This is a genomic window from Sphingopyxis sp. Geo25 (assembly GCF_949769135.1).
Classification (GTDB): Bacteria; Pseudomonadota; Alphaproteobacteria; order Sphingomonadales; family Sphingomonadaceae; genus Sphingopyxis.
Window position 1 is genome coordinate 1 of sequence record NZ_CATKOZ010000012.1, and the last position, 18,186, is coordinate 18,186.

15 protein-coding genes and 1 pseudogene are annotated in these 18,186 nt (G+C 65.6%); 12 read left to right on the forward strand and 4 right to left on the reverse strand.

Translation table 11 applies throughout. From position 1 onward, the window contains the following. The 3 genes from QOL68_RS18565 to QOL68_RS18575 all read left to right on the forward strand — a co-directional run. The coding region (locus tag QOL68_RS18565) for a hypothetical protein (RefSeq protein ID WP_282950429.1) at window positions 1-201 on the forward strand (201 nt) is incomplete at its 5' end. A 333-nt stretch (window positions 202-534) separates the two neighbouring features. After that, on the forward strand, window positions 535-1,371 hold the full coding sequence (locus tag QOL68_RS18570; RefSeq protein WP_282950430.1) for a 2OG-Fe(II) oxygenase: 837 nt from the start codon (window positions 535-537) through the stop codon (window positions 1,369-1,371). Window positions 1,372-1,771: 400 nt separating this feature from the next. Continuing rightward, window positions 1,772-4,033, forward strand: coding sequence for a sensor histidine kinase (locus tag QOL68_RS18575; RefSeq protein WP_283404338.1), 2,262 nt, complete (start codon window positions 1,772-1,774; stop codon window positions 4,031-4,033). Here the strand turns inward: QOL68_RS18575 and QOL68_RS18580 are convergent. Together QOL68_RS18580 and QOL68_RS18585 are read right to left on the reverse strand one after the other, a co-directional pair. After that, window positions 4,019-4,636 carry a response regulator gene (locus QOL68_RS18580; protein WP_282950432.1) on the reverse strand — a complete coding sequence of 206 codons (618 nt, stop codon included), beginning with the start codon at window positions 4,634-4,636 and terminating at the stop codon, window positions 4,019-4,021. The two genes, QOL68_RS18575 and QOL68_RS18580, sit on opposite strands and share 15 nt — an antisense overlap. A 183-nt stretch (window positions 4,637-4,819) precedes the next feature. Beyond that, complete coding sequence (locus tag QOL68_RS18585) at window positions 4,820-5,485, reverse strand: TetR/AcrR family transcriptional regulator (RefSeq protein WP_282950433.1); 666 nt, start codon at window positions 5,483-5,485, stop codon at window positions 4,820-4,822. Window positions 5,486-5,730: 245 nt separating this feature from the next. Here QOL68_RS18585 and QOL68_RS18590 point away from each other — a divergent pair, with 245 nt between their 5' ends. The 5 genes from QOL68_RS18590 (at window position 5,731) to QOL68_RS18610 (ending at window position 12,381) form a co-directional block, all read left to right on the forward strand. Beyond that, a complete protein-coding gene (locus QOL68_RS18590; protein ID WP_282950434.1) occupies window positions 5,731-7,155 on the forward strand; it encodes an efflux transporter outer membrane subunit in 1,425 nt (474 codons plus the stop codon). Window positions 7,156-7,195: 40 nt separating this feature from the next. Further along, the gene (locus QOL68_RS18595) at window positions 7,196-7,336 is read left to right on the forward strand and encodes a hypothetical protein (RefSeq protein ID WP_282950435.1); all 141 of its coding nucleotides are present in this window, start codon (window positions 7,196-7,198) and stop codon (window positions 7,334-7,336) included. A 35-nt stretch (window positions 7,337-7,371) separates the two neighbouring features. Then, window positions 7,372-8,562, forward strand: coding sequence for an HlyD family secretion protein (locus QOL68_RS18600; protein WP_282950436.1), 1,191 nt, complete (start codon window positions 7,372-7,374; stop codon window positions 8,560-8,562). A gap of 62 nt (window positions 8,563-8,624) precedes the next feature. Beyond that, window positions 8,625-10,118 carry a DHA2 family efflux MFS transporter permease subunit gene (locus QOL68_RS18605; protein ID WP_282950442.1) on the forward strand — a complete coding sequence of 498 codons (1,494 nt, stop codon included), beginning with the start codon at window positions 8,625-8,627 and terminating at the stop codon, window positions 10,116-10,118. A 199-nt stretch (window positions 10,119-10,317) separates the two neighbouring features. Further along, entirely contained in the window at window positions 10,318-12,381 is a 2,064-nt protein-coding gene (locus tag QOL68_RS18610) for a hypothetical protein (RefSeq protein ID WP_282950437.1), read from the forward strand. Between the two features lie 57 nt (window positions 12,382-12,438). On the opposite strand, the gene QOL68_RS18615 is transcribed toward QOL68_RS18610, so the two are convergent. Then, entirely contained in the window at window positions 12,439-13,101 is a 663-nt protein-coding gene (locus tag QOL68_RS18615) for a TetR/AcrR family transcriptional regulator (protein ID WP_282950438.1), read from the reverse strand. A 70-nt stretch (window positions 13,102-13,171) separates the two neighbouring features. On the opposite strand from QOL68_RS18615, the gene QOL68_RS18620 reads away from it, so the two are divergent. From QOL68_RS18620 to QOL68_RS18985, 4 genes and pseudogenes are all read left to right on the forward strand, one after another. Further along, on the forward strand, window positions 13,172-14,191 hold the full coding sequence (locus tag QOL68_RS18620) for a VOC family protein (RefSeq protein ID WP_282950439.1): 1,020 nt from the start codon (window positions 13,172-13,174) through the stop codon (window positions 14,189-14,191). Continuing rightward, window positions 14,188-15,021 (forward strand): fumarylacetoacetate hydrolase family protein, encoded by an 834-nt coding sequence (locus QOL68_RS18625; protein WP_282950440.1) that lies wholly within the window; start codon window positions 14,188-14,190, stop codon window positions 15,019-15,021. Before QOL68_RS18620 ends, QOL68_RS18625 begins: the two co-directional genes overlap by 4 nt. Beyond that, the gene (locus QOL68_RS18630; protein WP_282950441.1) at window positions 15,018-16,532 is read left to right on the forward strand and encodes a bifunctional 3-(3-hydroxy-phenyl)propionate/3-hydroxycinnamic acid hydroxylase; all 1,515 of its coding nucleotides are present in this window, start codon (window positions 15,018-15,020) and stop codon (window positions 16,530-16,532) included. The genes QOL68_RS18625 and QOL68_RS18630 overlap by 4 nt, the downstream gene beginning before the upstream one ends. Before the next feature lie 736 nt (window positions 16,533-17,268). Continuing rightward, window positions 17,269-17,441: pseudogene (locus tag QOL68_RS18985) on the forward strand (IS5/IS1182 family transposase); the annotation flags it as partial. Window positions 17,442-17,576: 135 nt separating this feature from the next. Here QOL68_RS18985 and QOL68_RS18635 read toward each other — a convergent pair. Continuing rightward, on the reverse strand, window positions 17,577-18,029 hold the full coding sequence (locus tag QOL68_RS18635; protein ID WP_349252338.1) for a class I adenylate-forming enzyme family protein: 453 nt from the start codon (window positions 18,027-18,029) through the stop codon (window positions 17,577-17,579). Window positions 18,030-18,186: the final 157 nt, after the last annotated feature.

Genomic DNA, 18,186 nt, shown 5'->3' on the forward strand with positions numbered 1-18,186 from the left:
GTTACAGGAGAATCCAAATCCACCATGGACAAATACGGCTCCAAGAGAATCTTTCGTTCAAGTAGTGGAGCGAACGAAACCTTTGAACTGCATGCGAGACTGCCCGATGGTTTCAGGCTTCATCTTCGCGAAATCCTGCCAGGCCGACGCATAGAGATCGGCTACATCGGCCCGCACCTCCCTATCGTTAGCGAGAATTAGGACGTCCTTGCAGGCCCAGTCCAGCCTTGATACAGTGGTGGCACAAAGGGTGCAATTGGCGGCCTGCTAAGGTATTGAATACGCGTGCATTGAGTGGATTTAGACCCCTCCCGTAGGGGTCACCATCCGGCGATATTTCAGGCTCGCTCGCCGGCGCCGGCGCGGCAAGCTCGTCCGTGCATGCCGGATCGCGACGATGCGGGGCAAAGGCGTCCCGAAACAGGAAAAGAGTGGCATTCCCCTGAAAAATATCGAAACTCGCGCGCCGGGACATCATTCCCGCCTCGCTGGCGGAGTGACATCCATCGGGCGCGACCGGGGCGGAGCTTTTCTATGCCGATTCTCACCTTGAACAGGATCGACGACTATCTCTTTTTCGATGAAGACGAATGCCGCGCGGCGGGGCGGAAGCTGGCGGCGGACTATCAGAACGCCGACCCCTTTCCGCACATCGTCCTCGACGAGCTGATCGACCCGGCAATCCTGCGCAGCGTCGCAGAGCGCTACCCCTCGCTCGAAGGCCAGACCTTCTTCGACCGCGACCAGGAACGGTTCAAATATCAGTTCAAGCCCGAGGCAGTGCCCAGCGGGCTGACCCGCAACCTGCTCGCCGAGCTGAACAGCCGCGCGTTTCTGGCCTTTCTGGAAGAAATGACGGGCATAGCAGGACTGATTTCGGACCCCTATTACAGCGGCGCCGGGCTGCACATCACGCGCGCCGGCGGCCACCTCAGCGTCCACGCCGATTTCAACGTCCACGGCGACATGAAGGTCGAGCGGCGGCTGAACCTGCTCGTCTATCTGAACGAGGACTGGGATCCGGGATATCGCGGCGAGCTCGAGCTTTGGGACCGGCAGATGAAGGGCTGCGTCAGGTCGATCGCGCCGCTTCTCGGCACGGCGGTCGTGTTCAACACCTCGCTCGACAGCTTCCACGGCCAGCCCGACCCGCTCGCCTGCCCGCCCGACCGCGACCGCCGTTCGATCGCCACCTATTATTACACCGCTTTCACTGAAGGCCTCGAGAATATCCCGGAGCGATCGACGACCTTCCAGACCCGGCCGGGAACCACCGACCGAACCGACTGGCGCACGCGCACGAGCCATTTCATCAAGGACTGGGTGCCACCGCGGCTGCAGCGCTACGCGAACCGGCTCAATCCGTTTTGATGTGCGTGTGGCCGGACGTACCAATTCGCCTTCGTTCTTGGAAAGAAGAGGCCGGAACGGCCAAGCCGCCCCGGCCCCACCACCGAACTGTCCTGACCCGGGTCGCAGAAGATCAGAAGGCAATTCGTGCGGTTAACTGACGGACCGGTCGCGGCCTCCCTCACCGGCCGGACCGTCGCGTCACGATGTCGTTGCGCCCCCGCGCGCCGGCCGGTCACGGATGCGCCGCCGAGCTTTGAACGACCGCCTAGGTCAGCGCCGCGCGAGGCGCTACCCAATGTTTGTTGGGGTGGCCGACGCGCGAACCGGATCGTCCAATGCCCGCCCGGCTTGTTTCGCGCCCTTGAAAGGCAACGCAAAAATTGACTTTGCCGACCGCGCACGCGACACCGGTCGGCGCATGTCGATCGTCGCGCGGATAGGCTTCGGCCTCTGGCTGATGGCGGCGCTGCTGGCGCCCGCCGCAGCGTCGGCACAAGCGTCGGCACAGCCGATCCCGACGATCGAGCTCAGCGCCGGCGCCGACGGCCCGGCGGTCGCGCCCTATGTCCGCTATACGAAGGATCCCGGCGCGCCCGACGAACGGCGCCTTGCCGCGATCCTGGAGACGCCGCTCGAAGCCATACAGGGACAGAGCGTCCATTTCGGTCCGCCGGGCGCCCGAACGATCGTCGCGGTCAAGGTTCGTAACGCAAGCGACGCGCAGGGGAGCTGGATCTTCACCACCGGGCGCGGATCGCTCAAATATTTCCGCCTCTTCGAGGTCGCCGACGGCAAGGTCGACCTGCTCGTCGACGGCACCGACGCCAAGGCTGCGCGCGAGAATCTGCTCAGCTATCAGGCGTTCAGCACCGAATTCGTGCTCGACCCCGGACAGGAAAAGCTGCTGCTGATCGACTTCGTCTCCGAAAATTCGACCTATATGCCGCTCAAGATCCAGACCTATGGCAGCTTCTTCAAGGACCGGCGCGCCAACATCGCGCTGGTGTCCGGGGTCGTGCTGGGGCTCGCGGTGCTGATCTTCCTGAACTTCCTCTTCTTCTCGATCACCGGGCACCGCGACTTCGTGTGGCTCGCGGTCGCGCAGGCCTTTTTCGCGATCAACACGATCCATTCGGAGGGCTATGTCACCATCTTCTTCCTCTCCGACAATCCGCTGACCAGCGTCGGGATCGAGGATATGTTCAAATGCGGCTTCGCGGGCGCGATGGCGCAGTTCGCGCGCAGTTTCGTCGGGACGGCGACGCGCTTTCCGAAGACCGACCTTGCGCTCCGCATCCTGATCGGCGCGGCGCTGGTGCTGATGGCGCTGCAGCCCGGCCTCGCGCTTTATCCGCCTGTCTTCCGGCACAGCCTGCACATCGGTTGCTGGATCATCGCGGTCGCCGGCGCGCTGTTCCTGCCGTTCGTCGGCTATGCCGCGATGAAGCGCGTCGGGCGCCAGCTCTGGCCGCTGTTCGTCGGCTGGGCGAGCCTTGCGCTCTTCATCGTCTATGCCGCGATCGCCTCGATGGGCGTGTTCGCCTGGCTGCCGATCAACTGGCACCTCGCGGGGCCGGTCGGGCTGTTCGAATCGCTGATGGCGACGCTCGCGCTCGGCCTCAACCTCAAGAAGATCCAGGCCGACAAGATCGCCGCCGACGAAGCCTATGCCCGCGAACTCGCCGGACGCCTCGCGGTCAGCGAGCGCGCCGCGCGGCTGGCGGAGGAAAAGGCTTTCGCGCTCGAAACCGTGCACAGCCAGAACGCGCTGCTCCATGCCTCGGGGCATGACAGCAAGCAGGTCATCCTTGCGCTCAACAGCGCCGTCGATGCGTTAAGGCGCGATCCGGCGGCGAACGGCGAATTGACCGCGATGCTGCAAAGCTCGGCCGATTATCTGGGCGAAATCGTCTCGACGACGATGTCGGGTGCCAACATCGTCGGCAGCGAGGATGATTTCGTCGCGCTCGGCGCTTTCGGCGGCGCAGCGCTGGTCGAGCCGCTGCAGATGATGTTCCGCGCCCCCTTTGCCGCCAAGGGGCTGACGCTCGCGGTCCGGGTCGACGCCGACATCACGCTTGTTTCGGACAAGCCGCTGTTGATGCGGGTGCTCGCGAACCTGATCAGCAACAGCTATCAATATACGGCGAAGGGCGGCGCGACGTTGACGCTCGACCGCGAAGGCGAAGAGGCCGTGATCCTCCTCTCCGACACCGGCAGCGGGATGCCCGCCGACATCGTCCGCGCCCTCAACGCAGCGGACGGCCGGCGCGTCCGCGCCGACGCGCGCGCGGCGGGCTCGGGGTCGGGGTTCCATTCGGCGAAGCGGCTGATCGAGGCGCTCGGCGGGTCGCTGGCGATCACCGCCTCGGACGGCGGCGGCACGACGATCGCCGTCCGGCTTCCTGCCGCCTACGCCGCGATCACCCCTTGTCCGGCGGAGGAGCTCCAGGCGGGCCTGCCCGGTTGGCGCATCCTCGACTTCGACGAGCGCGCCGCGTTCGACGCCGCGCTCGCCGCGACCGAAGGTTCCAGACGCCGCATCGCCGCGTTGACCTATGACGACACGACGGTCACGCGCGGACGGCTGAGCGAGCTTGTCGGGCTGATGATCCTGAAACCGCCGTGCCGCGAGCTGATGCGCCACCCGCTCGTCGTGCGCGGGTCAGAGCAGCTTTAGCTCCTGCGCGCGCTCGACGATCTTGCGATTGTTGGGCACATCGAGCTTGCGGCGCAGTTCGGCGATGTGGAACGACACCGTCGGCTGCGCGATCGACAGGCGGTACGAGATTTCCTTGTTGCTCTCGCCCTGCGCCAGATAGTGGAGGATGGCCATCTGGCGCGACGACAGCGTGACGGGCGAGCGACTATATTTGCCGAGCGCCTCCTCCATATGCGGCGACAGATAGACGTCGCCCGCCAGCGCGGCGTCGCAGGCGGCGATGATTTCCTCGGCCGGGTCGGCCTTGCTCACCGCGGCGCGCGCGCCGAGTTTCAGGGCATAATCGACCTCGCCATAGCCCGATTCGCCGGTCAGGATGATCACCGTCATGTCGCGCGACCCGACGATTTCGGCGAGAATGTTGATCCCGCGCACGTCGGGCATGTTGAGGTCGAGGATGACGAGGTCGACCGGCTGCGACTGGACGAAGGCAGCGACCGTCGCCCCGCGATCGAGCGCACCGACAACCGAAAAGCGCGGATGCGCGGAAAAAAGCAGCCGGAGCCCGCTCTGCGTGAGCGGGTGATCGTCGACGATCAAGATCCTGTGCGTGTCGCTCATCGCCCTCCCGCCCCGATAGGACCGCACAGCGATGCCCCAGACGGACGAGCGCCCGCAACCCCAATAAATTTGAGGCAGGGCAAACGGCAATATTGGGAAAAATCGCGCTCCCGAAGGGACCCGAAGCCCTGACCTCCGCCTTCGGGCGGGTACCAACGGGCTACGCCATCCACGCAGCCCCGGTCATACCGTTTCCTTGGCGCCATCCACTTTATCGATCGGCGCCCACAGCTCGGGGTGGCGGCCATAGGCGCGGAGGAACAGGATCGCGGCACGCCGCGCGCGCGCGTCCTTCTGTTTCGGCGTCGGCGGATTGGTAAGGCCCCAAAGGCTCTCGAAATGGAAATTCGACGCGGCCAGTGCGACGAGATCGTCGCCCGCCTGCCAATAATCGTCGGTCCAAAGGAGGTCGCCGAAATTCGCGCGCAGATATTCGGCGATACTCTTCTGCGTCCGGCGCGGGCCGCGTTCGAAGAAGATGCGCACCAGTTCGGGATTGCGTTCGGACATCGGACTGATCAGCCGGAACATCTGCACCGCGATCGGGGCGGTCATGCGTTCGATGATCGTCCGCGACAGATGCGTCAGCTGATCAAGCGGCGAATCGCCGACCGCCGAAAAATCGATGCCGCCGCGAATCCCGGCCGCCGTATCCTCGACGACCGCGGCGAATAACTCCTCCTTCGACGGGAAATAGGACCAGAGGGTGCGCTTGGATCCGCCGAGCTGCGCCGCGATCGCCGACATCGACGCGCCCTCGAAGCCTTTCTCGAAAAAATGTTCGCGCGCGATTGCAATGATCTGGGCGCGTTTCAGGAGCCGTTGGCTCTCTCTCTTACCAATCTTCATGCCGTCAATATGATACCACTCCCCACCTTTTGCAAGATACGAAGATTCGAAGAAGGGCATTTTCCGGCCGCATATTTTTTGCCTATTGGTACCATTTTGTGGCCAGAAAACCCATCATATTACATTTATGCTATTGATATATATGGTATTAATTACAGGTACCACGCAGTACCATTTTTGGATTGACATTTGCCGCGCGAATCGCGATTTAAACGGTACTGCATAGTACCTACAAGGAATCGACGATGATCGCAACCCGCTTCGGCGGGCTGGCCATGCTCATGGCCAGCGCCGCCACTTTGACCGCCTGCGCCTCGGTCCCCGACCTCGGCGCGCGCCCCGAAATCCGTGCGCCGGAAACCATCGCCAGCGCCGCAAGCCTGAGCGGCGACGCCGGTGTCTGGCCCGCCGACGGCTGGTGGAAAGGCTATGGCGATGCCCAGCTCGACGCGCTGATGCAGGAAGCGATCGCCGGATCGCCCGACCTTCGCATGGCTTCGGCGCGACTCCGCAAGGCGCAGGCCTATGCCCGTCAGGCGGGCGCGGCGCTGCTGCCGCAAATCGATGCGACGAGCAGCGCGGGCTTCGTGCAGCAGAGCGAGAATAACGGCGTCCCCGCGCAATTCGTCCCCGACGGCTGGGAAGACACCGCAAAGACCGGCCTCTCCTTCTCGCTCGACCTCGATCTGTGGGGCAAGAACCGCGCGACGCTCGCAGCGGCGAAGGCCGATGCGCTGGCGGCGGCCTATGAGGTGCAGGAAGCGCGGAGCGCGCTGACCGCCGCGCTTGCCACCAGCTATGCCGAACTCGCACGGCTTTGTGCACAGCGCGAGGTGCTCGACCGCACGGTGCAGAACCGGCTCGAGACGCTGAAGCTCGTCGGCGACCGCGTCTATGCCGGGCTCGACAATCAGGCCGCGCTCAAGCAGGCGCGCTCGCGCGTTCCGGCCGCCAAGGCCGAGCTCGCGGCAACCGACGAAGCGATCGCGCTGACGAAGAACAGCATCGCCGAACTCACCGGTGCCGGTCCCGACCGCGCGCTGACGATCGGCCGCCCCGCGGTCGCGCTTGCCGCCGTCCGCGGCGTCCCCGCCAATGCGTCGATCGACCTGATCGGCCGCCGTCCCGACATCGCCGCGGCGCTCGCCGGGGTCGATGCGCAGACGAGCCGGATCAAGGCGGCGCGTGCCGCCTTCTATCCGAACATCAGCCTTACCGGGCTGATCGGCTTGCAGGCGCTCGGCATCGGCAATCTCGCCGACAGCAGTTCGCTCTATGGCAATGCCGGCCCGGCGGTGAGCCTGCCGATCTTCCACGGCGGTGCGATCAGCGCGCAATATCGCGGCACGCGGGCGCAATATGACGAAGCCGTCGCGCGCTACGACGCTACCGTGATCGGCGCGCTCCACGATGTCGCCGACACGCTGGTCAGCCGCCGCGCTCTGGCTGAACGGCTCAGCCTGTCGCTGGCCTCGCTCAAGGATGCCGAGGCCGCGCACGAGCTTTCGCGCCAGCGCTACGAGCGCGGGCTCGCCTCCTATCTCGACGTGCTCAGCAACGAGGAAAATGTCCTGCAGGCGCGGCGTTCGGTCGCCGACCTTCAGGCGCGCGTCTTCACGCTCGACGTCCAGATGGTCCGCTCGCTCGGCGGCGGATTCACCAAAGCCTGATCCTCTCCCCTCCGAACCACCAAAGGAAAGACCCATCCCCATGAATACCGATGTCAAAAATCCGAAGCGCCAGCGCGCGCTGCGCTGGCTGGGCTACGGCCTGCTGTTCAAGCTCGCGCTCATTGGCGGCGCCTGGCTGTTCGCCGTGGCCGCCCAGCAGATCATGACCACCCCCCTCTGATCATTTCCGCACGATGATTTCCAAAGGACAGACCGATGACTCAAATAGCTCTTCTCGACCATACCGATGATTTCCGCGACAACGGCGCGCGGGCCACCGAACCGACGATCGACTCCAACGAGGCCGCGACATCGGCCAAGCGCAGGAAGCTCTTTGCCGCGCTCGGCGGCGCGGTGCTGCTCGCCGGCGCCGGTTACTGGCTGCTCGCCGACGGCGATCTGGTCGCGACCGACAACGCCTATGTCGCCGCGGACTCGGCGCAGGTAACCCCGCTCGTCTCGGGCGCGGTGACCAAGGTTTTCGTCGCCAATACGCAGAATGTGAAGCGCGGCGATATCCTGATCCGGCTCGACGACACCGACGCCAGACTGGCGCTGGCGCGCGCCGAGGCCGATTATGCCCGCGCCCGCCGCCAGTTCGGGCAGGCGGTCGCGACCAGCAGCTCGCTTGCCGGGCAGGTCAGCGCCGGTGCGGCGTCGATCGGTCAGGCAGAGGCGCAGGTCCAGGTCGCGAATGCGGCGCTCGCCAAGGCGCGCATCGACCTCGACCGCCGCGTCGGCATCGCCGACGGCGGCGCCGTGTCGGGCGAGGAACTGACCGTCGTTCGCAACGCCTATGCGACCGCGCAAGCCAATCTGGCGCAGGCGAAGGCCGGGCTCGCGCAGGCCGTCGCCTCGCGCAATTCGGCGTCGGGCTCGCTCGCCGCGAACAATGCGATGATCGCGGGCGTCTCGGTCGACGGTCACCCCGATGTGCTCGCCGCCAAGGCGAAGCTCGATCAGGCGCGCGTCGACCTGGAACGCACGGTGATACGCGCGCCCGTCGACGGCGTCGTCACCAATCGTCAGGTGCAGGTCGGCCAGCGCGTTTCGGCGGGCAGCGTCGCGATGACGATCGTTCCGATCGGCGCCGTCTATGTCGACGCCAACTTCAAGGAAGGCCAGCTCGAACGCGTTCGCGTCGGCCAGCCGGTCGAGCTCGTCTCCGACCTCTATGGGTCGGACGTCGTCTTCCACGGCCGCGTCGAGGGCTTTTCGGGCGGTACCGGTTCGGCGTTCGCGCTGATTCCGGCGCAGAATGCCACGGGCAACTGGATCAAGGTGGTCCAGCGTCTGCCGGTGCGGGTCTCGCTCGACCCGAAGGAACTCAAGAAGCATCCATTGCGCGTCGGCCTGTCGATGGAAGCCGAGATCGACGTGGCGCCCCGCCGGAAGGACGTCCGGTGAGCGCGGCGGGGGCCCAGCACTCCGGCGCCGAGGGCCACAGCTCGACGATCCTGACGGGCAGCATGTTGCTGCTCGCCGGGGCGGTGCTCGCGGTCAGCAACTTCATGGTCGTGCTCGACACGACGATCGCGAATGTGTCGGTCGCGCATATCGCGGGCGGCCTCGGCATCTCCTCCTCGGAGGGGACATGGGTGATCACATCCTATGCCGTGGCAGAGGCGATCTGCGTGCCGCTCACCGGATGGCTCTCGCGGCGCCTCGGCACCGTGCGGCTGTTCGCCGGCGGGATGCTCGGCTTCGGCATCTTCTCCTTCCTCTGCGGCACCGCGACGAGCCTCACCATGCTCGTTGCCTTCCGCATCGGGCAGGGGATTTGCGGCGGCCCGCTGATGGCGCTCAGTCAGACCCTGCTGCTGCGGGTGTTTCCCAAGGACAAGCATGCGATGACGATGGGCATCTGGGCGATGACGACGCTGACCGCGCCGATCTTCGGCCCGATCCTCGGCGGCACCATCTCCGACAGCTGGGGCTGGCACTGGATCTTCTTTATCAACGTGCCCGTTGCGGCGATCTGCGCCTTCACGGCGTGGACGGTGCTGCGGAAGGCGGAGACCGAGAAGGTGAACGAGCCCGTCGACGGTTTCGGCCTCGTGTTGCTCGTCCTCTGGGTCGGTGCGTTGCAGCTGATGCTCGATCTCGGGCGCGAACATGACTGGTTCAGCGCGGACATCATCGTCCAGCTCGCCATCATCGCGATCGTCGGTTTTGCGAGCTTCCTGATCTGGGAACTGACCCACGACAAGCCCGTGGTCGACCTTCGCCCCTTCCGGCACCGCGGCTTCACCGTCTCGGTCATCGCGCTGGTGTTCGCTTACGGCACCTTCTTCGCGAGCCTGGTGGTGATCCCGCAGTGGCTGCAGGGCGCGATGGGCTACACCGCGACCTGGGCCGGCTATGCCACCGCGTTCAACGGCGTGGCGGCGGTGCTGATGGCGCCGATCGTCGCGAAGCGGATGACCGAAGTCGACCCGCGCCGGCTCGTCTTCATCGGCGTGCTCTGGCTCGGCGGTACCTCGCTGCTTCGTGTCTTCTGGTGGAACAGCGGCGCCGACTTCTGGACGCTGGCGCTCCCCCAGCTGATCCAGGGCGCGGGCATGCCCTTCTTCTTCGTACCTTTGACGACCATCGCCCTCGGCGCGGTCGACGAAGAGGAAACGGCCTCGGCGGCGGGGGTCATGAACTTCCTGCGGACGATGGCCGGGGCGGTCGCCGTCGCGATCTCGACGACGCTCTGGTACGACGGCGCGCAGGAAAAGCGCGACGGCCTCTCGGGCGTCCTCCACGGCACGCAGGCGGCGATCGATGGGCTGATGGCCAAGGGCTACAGCCTCGAGCAGGCCCGCCAGATCATCAGCCAGATGGTGGACAAGGAAAGCGTCGCGCTGGCGACCGGACAGACCTTCGTCTGGGCCGCGTTCGTCTTCGCCGCCGCCGCCTCGATCATCTGGCTCGCCCCGCGGCCGACGCGCGCCGTGGATACCAGTTCGGTGCACTGACCTGCATCGTGCGGAAGTTCCGGGCGGGCATAGCCCCCTGCCCCCCGCCCGCCCGGAACGACCATCGTCGGCGCGAGCCGATCGACCCCTCCCCCGTGTCGGTCGGCTCGCGTTCGATCCTTCGCCCCGGAATGAAGCCGAAACGCGATTCTGCGTCACAAGATTTTTGTACCCGAAATCAAGCAACAAGGATTATATCATGACCAATATTCCCAACCGAAATCGCCGCGCCGGTTACGGCAAAGCCGCCGCGCTGTGGCTGCTTTTTGCCGGCGCATCGCTCGTCGCCATGGAATATCCCGCCGACGCCGCGACCACCGCGACGACCGCTACGATTGCGGTCGACAACACGCCGCCAGCGATCGTCTTTGCCTTCGAGCCGACGATCATGGTGCATATCGACGGCAAGCCCGTGCTTCGCGACATGAAGTCGGCAGGCGTCCGGCGCGTCGTCAACACGCGCGCGCTGCTGGTCCGGGCAGGCAATCTTTATTATCTGCGCGCCGGCGGCCGCTGGCTGACCTCAACGGCGTTGAACGCCCGCTGGACGCTGGCCCGCGACGTGCCCGCACATGTGACCTGGGCGCTGAACGAAGCCACATCGTACAAGCTCGCCGACCCGATGGACGAGACGGCGGACGATGTCGCCGCGTTGCTGCGCGCTGGCCGCGCGCCGGTGATCGTCGTGCGCAGCGACGCTGCCGAGCTGATCGCCATATCGGGCGAGCCCCATTTCGCCCCGATCGCGGGCACGACGCTCGCCTATGTCGCAAACACGCACGCCGACGTCTTTGTCACGGCGAACACCAACTGGTATGTGCTGTTGTCGGGGCGCTGGTTCGTCGCCCCGTCGACGACGGGTCCATGGACCTATGTTGCGCCCGACAAGCTGCCCGCCGACTTCGCACGCATCCCTGCCGACAGCCCCAAGGGCGTGGTACTCGCATCGGTTGCCGGGACGCCGCAGGCGAAGGCAGCGATCGCCAGCAACAGCATCCCGCAGACCGCGACGGTCAATCGCAAACAGGCAAGCTTTACCGCAACTTATGACGGCACTCCCGAATTCCGTGTCGTGACCGGGACCAGCCTCAGCTACGCGCGCAATGCGGCGGTGCCGGTGATCCGCGTCGATGCCAGCCATTATTACGCCGTTTCAAATGGCGTCTGGTTCGCGGCTTCGTCGCCGCACGGTCCGTGGGTGGTCGCGACCAGCGTTGCACCCGCAATCTATACGATCCCGGTCAGCTCGCCGCTCCATTATGTGACCTATGTCCGCGTCTATGGCGTCAGCGGCGACAGCGTTCTGGTCGGCTATACGCCCGGCTATTACGGGATCGTGTCGACCGGAACCGTCCTGGTCTATGGCACCGGCTATCGCTGCACCGCGTGGGTCGGTTCGGTCTGGTATGGCTGTCCCGCCACCTATGCGCCTGCCGCTTATTGGTATGGCGGCGCCTATCCCGTCGCGGGGGCGTGGAACGTCTATGGCCAATGGGGCAACGCCGTCGTCTCGGGCACCGCAGCGGCCTGGGCCAATCCGTGGACCGGCAATTACGGCCGTGCGGTGGAAGGCGGCTATTACAACCAGGCGACCGGGGGACGCGGGGTCGGACAGGCGGCGGTCAACACCAACGCCTATACCGGCACCACCACCGCGGCGGCGCGCGGCGTGCGCTACAATCCCGAAACCGGCCGCGTCGTCGCGAACGAAGGCGTCGCAGCCTATAACCCCTATACGGGACAGGCGGGCGCCGCGAACCACCGCGAGGTCTATAATAGCAATACCGGCCGCCAGACGAGCATGGCGGGCGCGGCGGGCACCGGCCCGGAAGGCGCGGGCGCGGTCGGCGGATTCTCGACGACCGGTTCCGGCGGCAACGCCGCGGGCGTCGGCGGCGTCACTTACGACCGCGACAGCGGCACGGTAAACGCAGGCGGCGCGGTCAAGGTCGGCGACGATGTCTATGCCGGGAAAAATGGCGACGTCTATCAAAAGACCGACGGCGGCTGGGAACAGGTAGGGCGCAGCAATGCGCAGCGGCAGAATGGGCAGCGGCCGTCCGGCACGACGACCGGCCCGGTCGACCGCGAACAGGTCGCGCACGACCGCGGCACCGGCAGCAACGCCGCCTCGACCAGCCGCCAGCGACGCGAGCGCGGCAGCATCGGAAACGGCGGCTTCACCGGCGCCAAGAGCGGTAGCCGCCCAGCGATTGGCGGCGGCGGGCACCCCGCGAAGGGCGGCCGTCCCCGCAAGCGGTGACGGTTCGGGCGAGGGCGCACCCCTGCGCGCCCTCGCCTGCTACGGCCTTTCGTCGCCCTATCGATTTCCGTTCAAAAGCCCGATCGCGCGGCCGAGCTCTTGCCCAACACGCACCGCGTCGCTCAGCCGCGCGCGGTTCGCAGCATCGACGCCGAGCCCGCCGAGCCCCAGCGCGATCATGTCCGACAGCATTGCGGCGACCTCGGCGCGGGCGGCCTCCTTCTCGATCAGCCCGCCCATCAGTGCCTGGCAGCAGCCGAGCCAGAGGAGCACGCCCGAGCGCCCGGCCGCGGGCACCAACCGATGCGCCGCGCCGACAGCGCCGAGATCGGCGATCACGCCGCGGTTGAGCACATGCTGCTCGAGCGTCATGCCGCGCGCGCTGCGTATCAGCACCGCCGCGCGCTTGCGCTCGCTGAAGGCGAACGCCGCTGCGCCGATCATTCCGCCGCACAGCCGGGCCAGCGGATCATCCTCATCGGCGTTGAGCGCCCCGATCAGCGCCTCGATATCGCTGCGGATCGCCTCGCCGATCGCATTCGCAAAGCCATATTTGTCGCCGAAATGATTGAAGAAGGACCCCTTGGCGACCCCGGCGGCGGCGACCAGTTCATCGATCGCGATGGCATCGATCGGCCGGTCGGCGAGCAGGTCGAGCCCCGCCTCGAGCAGGGCGGTCCGGGTGCGTGCGGCGCGGGGGGACAGGGCTTCGCTCGTCATCGTCTCTCACAGTTGACTAAATGGTCATATCGGCTAAGTTGACCAGATAGTCAACAGCGAGTCTCGAACGATGAGCATTACACGGGCAGAGGATATCGCGCATGTGCGCTTCGCCGCGCCGGACCTCGGCGCGATGCGGAAATTTCTCGAGGATTTCGGGCTCGCCGGTTTCGAGGAGCAAGGCGTGCTCTACGGCCGCGGGTCCGACGGTGCGCCCTTTGCCCACGCGACGGTCGCGGGGAATGCAGGCTTCGCCGGGCTCGCCTTTCGCGTCGGCAGCCTCGCCGACCTTGAGGCATTGGCGGCCGCCGATGGCGTCGCGGTCGAGGCATCGACCGCGCCGGGCGGCGGCCATGTCGTCCGACTCACCGACCCCGATGGCAACCGCGTCGAAGCCGTCGCCGGACAGGCATGGGCAGAGCCGGTCGCACCTGACCGCGAAACCCCCTTCAATTCGGTCGCGGCGCGCCGCCGCTTGCGCGCGCCTGTACGTATCGCCCAGCGGCCCTCGCGCGTCCGGCGTCTCGGTCATGTGGTGCTGAACGTCGCGGACTTTCGTCGGTCGGAGGCGTGGTACAAGGCGCGCTTCGGCTTCATCACCTCCGACGAGATCGAGGCGGCGCCGGGGCTCGCGATCGGTGCCTTCATGCGCTGCGACCGCGGCGACACGCCGACGGATCACCACACGCTGTTCCTCGCCCAGCTGCCGCCCGGCCCCGGCTTCAACCACGCCGCGTTCGAGGTCGAGGGTCTCGACGACCTGATGGCCGGCCACGAGCATCTGAAGCGCGCGGGGCGCACCGCCGCGTGGGGCGTCGGGCGCCATGTGCTCGGCAGCCAGATCTTCGACTATTGGAAGGATCCCTGGGGGCACGAGCTCGAGCATTGGACCGACGGCGACCTGTTCGCCGCCGCCGACGGTTCGCGCCTGTCGACGATGCGCGAACTGCTCGACGTACAATGGGGCGCGCCCTTCCCCGCGCTCGCCGGCAAGCGCGCACCGAAACCCGAAACCATCGGCAGGCTGCTTGCCCTCCGGCTTCGTTTCAAGGCGCTTTTCCGCCGCAAACCCAAGGATATAGCAGCATGAAAATAGCAACCTACGAACAGAATGGCGTCGCGCACATCGGCATCGTTCGCGGCGAGACGATCGTCGACACCGGCTTCGTCGGCAGCATGATCGACCTGATCGCGCGCTGGGACGAGCTGCGCCCCGCCTTCGACGCCCTCGACGACCGCGGCGCGGCACCGCTTGCCGCGGTAACACTGACCGCCCCCATCGCCCGCCCCGGCAAGATATTCGCGATCGGCCTCAACTATGCCGACCATATCGCCGAATCGAGGATGGAGACGCCGCAGCGGCAGGTCTGGTTCACCAAGGCGCAGACCTCGATCAATGGCCCCTTCGCGCCGATCCTGATCGCGAAAAACACCTTCACCGCCGACTATGAGGTCGAACTGGTCGCGGTGATCGGCAAGCGCGGCAAGCATATTCCCGCGGCGCAGGCGCACGAGCATGTCTTCGGCTATTGCGTCGGCAACGATGTGACCGAACGCATGTGGCAGCACGCGGGGCCGCAATGGTCGCTCGGAAAGTCGTTCGACACGCACGCCCCGATCGGGCCGTGGATCACGACGGCAGACGAAGTCGACCCGCACGCCCTCGACCTCCGTTGCCTCGTCAACGGCGAACTGCGCCAATCTTCGAACACCCGTCATCTGGTCTTCGACCTGTGGCAGCAAATCGAGCATCTGTCCGCGGCGATGACGCTCGAACCCGGCGACCTCATCTTCACCGGCACGCCGGGCGGCATCGGCGCCGCAATGGACCCGCGCCAATTCCTGAAGCCCGGCGACGTCGTGCGCTGCGAAATCGACGGCCTCGGCGCGATCGAGGGGGTGATGGAGGCGGAGGCGTGAGCGGCAGCCCCAAAGCCGAAGATTGCGACGTCCTGATCGTCGGCGCCGGGCCAACCGGGCTTACGCTTGCGCTGCTGCTTGCGCGGCGCGGCGTGACGGTCATCGTCGCCGAGCGCGCCACCGAGCCTTACGCCCTGCCGCGCGCCGCGCATATCGATCACCAGATCCTCCGCGTCTTTCAGGAACTCGGCATCGCCGAAGCCATCGTCGCGACGTGCCGCCACAGCCCGCGCTATGATTTCTTGACCGCCGACGGGCAGGTGCTGCTTCGCCTCGACGGGGCGGACCGGATCGCAGCTGGCGGCTGGCATAGCGCGAACATGATCCATCAGCCTTCGATCGAGCGACTGTTGCGCGAGGCCGTTGCGGCACAGCCGAATATCGAGCTACGCGCGGGATGGCGACTGACCGGCCTCGGCGGCAGTTGCGACGCTCCGGCGGCGGAGTTCGAGACGGAGCAAGGCGCGCAGCTCGTTCGGCCCCGCTTTCTTGTCGGTGCCGACGGTGCGCGCAGCACCGTGCGCGACCTTGCCGGCATCGGCATCGACGACCTCGATTTCGACGAAAGCTGGTTGATCGTCGACACGATCGTAAGCGACGTATCGCGGCTTCCCGAGGTCAATCTGCAGATTTGCGATCCCGCTCGGCCGACGACTTGCGTGCTGATGGGCGAAGGGCGTCACCGCTGGGAATTCATGGTGAAGCCGGGTGAAAGGCCCGACGACCTCCTCGACGACGCCATGATCGGGCGACTGCTGGACCCTTGGGATGTCGCGGGCGCGGTCGAAATCGAACGCAAGGCGGTCTATCGCTTTTCGGCGCGCATCGCCGAACAATGGCAACGGGGCGCCATCTTCCTCGCGGGTGATGCCGCGCACCAGATGCCGCCGTTTGCCGGTCAGGGCTTGTGTTCGGGCATTCGCGACGCCGCCAATCTCGCGTGGAAACTCGCCGCTGTCGTAAGGGGCGAGGCGGCAGTGCCCATCCTCGAAACCTACCAGCCCGAGCGCGAGCCCAACGTCCGCGCGATCATCGGTCTCGCGATGATGATGGGTCGGACGGTGTGCATCACCGATCCCGACGCGGCGGCCGCCCGCGACGCGCAGATGCTCGCGGCGCGCGCTGCCAATCCGGAGCCGGCCGGGGCAGCGGCTTATCCCGATATTCTGACGGGTCTCATCGACGCGGGCACTCCGGGCGCAGGAAGCTATTTCCCGCAGCCAAAAGCGGGGCCGAGCCGGCTCGACGACCTGCTGGGCCCGGGGCCTTGGATCGTCGCGCGGGAAACCTCGCCGTCCAGTGGCGCGGTGCCCTGCTTTTCGCTCGACGACATCGAACCTTTTGGCGCCGAAGTCCGGCACTGGCTCGATAAGCATGGCGCCGACGCGGTACTCGTCCGAGCCGACCGTTATGTGTTCGGCAGCGGGCCGGTGGGCGAACTGACGGCTCGTTATCTTGCCGATCTCCGCGGGCATCCGGCGGCCCGCAACGGCCGGGGCGGGATCCATTGATTTCAGATGATGGCCGTGCTTCGGGCTCGCGGTGACGAGCCTTAAGGAAGAGTCATTTCGTCCGGCCGCCCTCGCCGTGGATCGGAAAGGCTTCGAGCGCGCCGGTGCAGGCCTTGAAGCCGGTCGCCAGCACGATGATGTCGAATTCATACGCGTTCAGCGTCGTCCGCACTCGCGTCTCGGTTATCTCGACCAGCGCTTCGCGTTTTCTGATGTCGACGAGATGCAGTTATCGCGGTTGAAGGCTTCGAAATAGCCATGATCGAGCGGCGGCGGCTTGGCGAACAAGGGATAATCGTCAGAGCCGGGGGTCCGCAGATCGGCCAGCGCGGGGTCGTTGACCGCCGCGTGATATCGACACGATCTGGAAGACCCCGACCGGATTATCTATGTCAACGCCACCATCGCTGCACACGACGGCCTGCGTATGGAAGCGGGCAGCTATCGGCCGGATCAGCTGCGCGCCTTCGCACAGCGCGTCGAGGTCGCAGACGACGAAGTTCGCATCATGGGATCAAGATCCGGAACTGCGTCCGAGCTTGGTAGCCGCCTCCAGGATGGATATAGCGGCGTACGGCGTTCGAAGTTCTGTAGTGAAGTGGCGCACCCGGCATGATAACGATGGGCACTCAAATCGTTGGGAAATTAAGATGGATTTGCGGCCTAGTGTCCGTTTCGCTCCCCATCGCGGCCGTTAATCCTGATCTGTTGGTCGATCCGACGCGGCCATACCTTGCCCAAGGCAAACCGGCGAACCAACCCCTGTTCAACAGGTGGCTCTCCTGCGAGCGAAACCTGATCAAGCGCGCCCTCTCAAAATTCAAGTACAACCGTCGCGTGGTGACCCGCTACGACAAATTCTCTGAAAACTACTTGGCAATGGTTCAACCGATTTCAATAACGTGTTAGCTCCGAGTTTATGAATCAACTCCTCGTATTTAATTACGGAAGAAACAATACTTCCACGCCCAGTCAAAAACGTGCGAGTGCAACCAATCCGATGAAGCCGCCTATCCGAACATGACTTTTCACTCGATGGCGCAATCAATTGATCTTCCGCAAAACGTTGGTCCAATGCTGCGCCCGCAATTCTGCCTTTAGGATCTTTCCCATCGAAGAAAAGGGCAGTTGCGTTGCGATCTCAAGCGATCTTGGATGCTTGTAACCGGCGAGCAAGGGTTCGCAGTGCCGGCGCAGCGCATCGAGGTCGAGCTGCTGCTCCTCTTCGTGCAGGACGACGATGGCATGAACCCTTTCGCCCAATCGGTCATCGGGCACGCCGACAACGGCGCACTGGCGAACCGCCGGGTGGCTCGAAACCGCGTTCTCCACCTCCACCGAATAGACATTCTCCGCGCCGGAAACGATCATGTCCTTCTTGCGGTCTAGCAGGGTTATGATCCCTGCCGCGTCCATAATCCCGACGTCGCCGGAATGCAGCCATCCGTCCTTCAGCGCCTCTGCGGTCAGTTCGGGCTGGTTCAGATAGCGGTCCATGACGCCGGGCCCCGAAAAGATCACCTCTCCCATCGTGCCGCGCGGAACCTCGCGGCCATGATTGTCGACGATGCGAACCGCATATAACGGTCCCGGCTGGCCCGCCGCGGCGAGGAGCGCCGGATCCGCGCGATGCCAGCGATCGGCCAGGCCGACC